Origin of the sequence: Sulfurovum sp. (assembly GCF_041562805.1) — a bacterium.
GTDB lineage: Bacteria > Campylobacterota > Campylobacteria > Campylobacterales > Sulfurovaceae > Sulfurovum.
This window is the reverse complement of the sequence record NZ_JBFFOH010000243.1, coordinates 1-2,663: the sequence shown is the minus strand read 5'-3', so window position 1 is coordinate 2,663 and position 2,663 is coordinate 1. Positions and strand designations below refer to the sequence as shown.

Sequence of the window (2,663 nt, the reverse complement as noted above, 5' to 3'; positions counted from 1 at the left end):
TGCTTCTGCTGGTGTCATTAACATCATTACCAAAGAAGCTAAAAATGGTATACATGGTTCCATTGGTCTAAATTATGGATCTCATGCAACTAAAGGGGCAGACTTAACACTCTCATTTAGAGATGAGAAACTGACAGCACAAGTACTTGCTTCATATTTAGATACTGATGGTTTTTCAGCCATTGCACCTAGAGATGCCGAATCAGATGGATACACAAATAAAAACCTTAATCTGAAATTAGGTTATGCTTTTAATACAAACAATAAATTAAGCCTTAGCTACAATAAAGTAGATAGTGATATGGATTATGATGTTGGCAGTCCTGATGATCATATTAGTAAAATTGATGCGAAACAAGACAATATTTTATTCAAATACGCATTTACACTAGATAACTATAGTGCAACAATCCTCGCAAGTAGAGGAAAGTATGACAGAGAGGCGACTGACCCCTATGGTGGTCTTAGTACCTTTGATACCATCATCAAAGAGTATTCATTTATTAATGCTTATGACTATGATTTGGGTAAAGCCATCTTAGGTTTTGAATACAAAGACATCAATGGAGACAACCAGTATCACTCTATAGGTTATAATAGTATTTCTCAAGCAGACTATCTCAACAAAGCAGTCTATCTATCAAATATCTATGACATCACTGAAAATACCTTACTAGAGACAAATTTAAGATTTGATGATTACAGTAAATTTGACAATAAAACAACCTATAAGATAGGGCTTAAACATAATCATAATTTCTTAAAAGGTTTTACAACATCAGCAAACTATTACACTTCATCTGATGCACCCAGTGCCTACCAGTATGCTAACCCGGTTTTTGGAAATATTCTCAAACCAAGTTATACAAAAGGTTTTGATATTTCAGCTTCCTATAAAGATTTACTTTCCGTAACCTACTTTAAAAATACTGTTGAAGATTATATAGATTATGACAATACTAATTATGGATATTACAATGTCAATGGTACATCAAAATTTTCTGGAATAGAACTGGAAAGTACATACACATTACCAGATCATAACCTTATTATGTCTGCAAATTACACACATTTATTTGATTATGATGACGAAAATGGTGAAATACGTGAAAGAAGAGCTGAAGATACGTTCAATGCATCTGTAAGTTATTACACAGAAAATGACATTTATTTTGGTATCGATGCACAATATATCGGTGATAGAATAGAATATTCCTACAATACGTATAATATAAAAGCAAGAACAGGAAACTATACCCTTTGGAACCTGAACTTCAGTACACAAATTATGAAAGATATCGATCTCTCCATTCATGCAAAAAATATCTTTGACAAAGAGTACCAATCAGTATACAGCTATGCAACAGAAGATCGATCACTCTATGCTAAGATCAAGTATAGCTTTTAAATCGTACATAGTACGCCTCTGACATCACGAACACCCTTGAAAGCAAAGCGATTTGAGAGTGATGTCGATTTTTTGTTTCATTTTTTCTAAAAAAAGGAAGGAGAAACATCACCACGGTTTGAGTTGTTTGGAAGTCTTGTAAAACTTAGAGTATTCGAGAATCAAATGTGTAGATCTTGTAGCTTTAGCGACGTAGAGTATCACTATTTAGTCGCCGATGTTTAGGATGACAAAGATAAAATTTTATAAATTAAATAGATAAGGTATAATCAAACATGTTAAAAATTCTCCCCTTATGGTTCATCAGATACAAATTTTTCAACTCCTTCTTTTTGGGATTGAGTGTAGGCGCTATATTTACACTCTATGCACCTCTTGAACCTTCTATCTACTCACTGGGTGGTGTCATCCTTGCTATGGGTATGCTGCTGGTAGCACGTTTCTATCATCACATACTCAATGCAAAGTGGTTTTTCAGGATCTCTGTTTTTGTGGAGCTGGTATTACTACTCGCAATGCTCTATTTTCTTTATGCATCATATACCTATCAGACTGCCCTTCTACTTTATGCAGGGTATCAGGTGACTTTTCTCTTTGGCAGCTATCTCATAAGAGCAGAAACCCTACTTCTACAGACAGATACACTCTTAACCAAAGTCGACACAGCTAAACAGCTAGGCTATCTTGCAGGCATGGGAATGGCCTATCTCATCTATAAAGCATTTGCACACTATGGCATAGAAAACCCTCAAGACCAAGTCTATGATCTGCATTTTTTACTTATCGGGATTGAGTTGGTTGTGATTGTTTTGATTTGGAAGAGTTTTAAAAGATAACCCTACATGATCCTCCGGCTTGTCCCGAGGATCAACAGCTAAGAGTGTTATGGATTAACTAAGTGTATCGTTCAAAATTGTATTATTTTTCCATAACTTTGCGTAGTCCTCACTGTAAAATACTTCATCCAAAAATTTTGTCTGTTTAAGATGATGTACATCAGATCCTAAGAAATCGATCATTCCATTTTTAGAGAGTATCTCTGCTTTTTTCTTAGCATCTTTACCGTAGTGCCCACCCAAAGAGTTCAAGTCAAGCTGAAACAGTGCGCCAAGTTCTTTAAATCTGCTGTACTCTTTTAGAGGATCTCTAACATAACGATAACGTTCAGGATGTGCCATAAGCGGTATATATCCTGTTGCTAAAATTTCAAAGATCATCGCTTCAAGCTGTAGAGGCTTCGAGGCATAAGAGGTTT

At 35.1% G+C, this 2,663-nt stretch carries 3 protein-coding genes; 2 read left to right on the top strand and 1 reads right to left on the bottom strand.

What is annotated here, in order from left to right; translation table 11 throughout:
* Positions 1-1,408: TonB-dependent receptor plug domain-containing protein (locus ABYK33_RS15275; protein WP_373034178.1), on the top strand; the 1,408-nt coding region annotated here is incomplete at its 5' end.
* A gap of 275 nt (positions 1,409-1,683) precedes the next feature.
* Positions 1,684-2,244, top strand: coding sequence for a hypothetical protein (locus tag ABYK33_RS15270; RefSeq protein ID WP_373034177.1), 561 nt, complete (start codon positions 1,684-1,686; stop codon positions 2,242-2,244).
* A 54-nt stretch (positions 2,245-2,298) separates the two neighbouring features.
* Here ABYK33_RS15270 and ABYK33_RS15265 read toward each other — a convergent pair.
* Positions 2,299-2,663 (bottom strand): CpsB/CapC family capsule biosynthesis tyrosine phosphatase (locus tag ABYK33_RS15265; protein ID WP_373034176.1); only part of this gene is annotated, 365 nt, incomplete at its 5' end.

Coding starts and splice junctions, on each gene's coding strand:
- ABYK33_RS15270 (WP_373034177.1), top strand. CDS start 1,684: ATGTTAAAAATTCTCCCCTTATGGTTCATCAGATACAAATTTTTCAAC.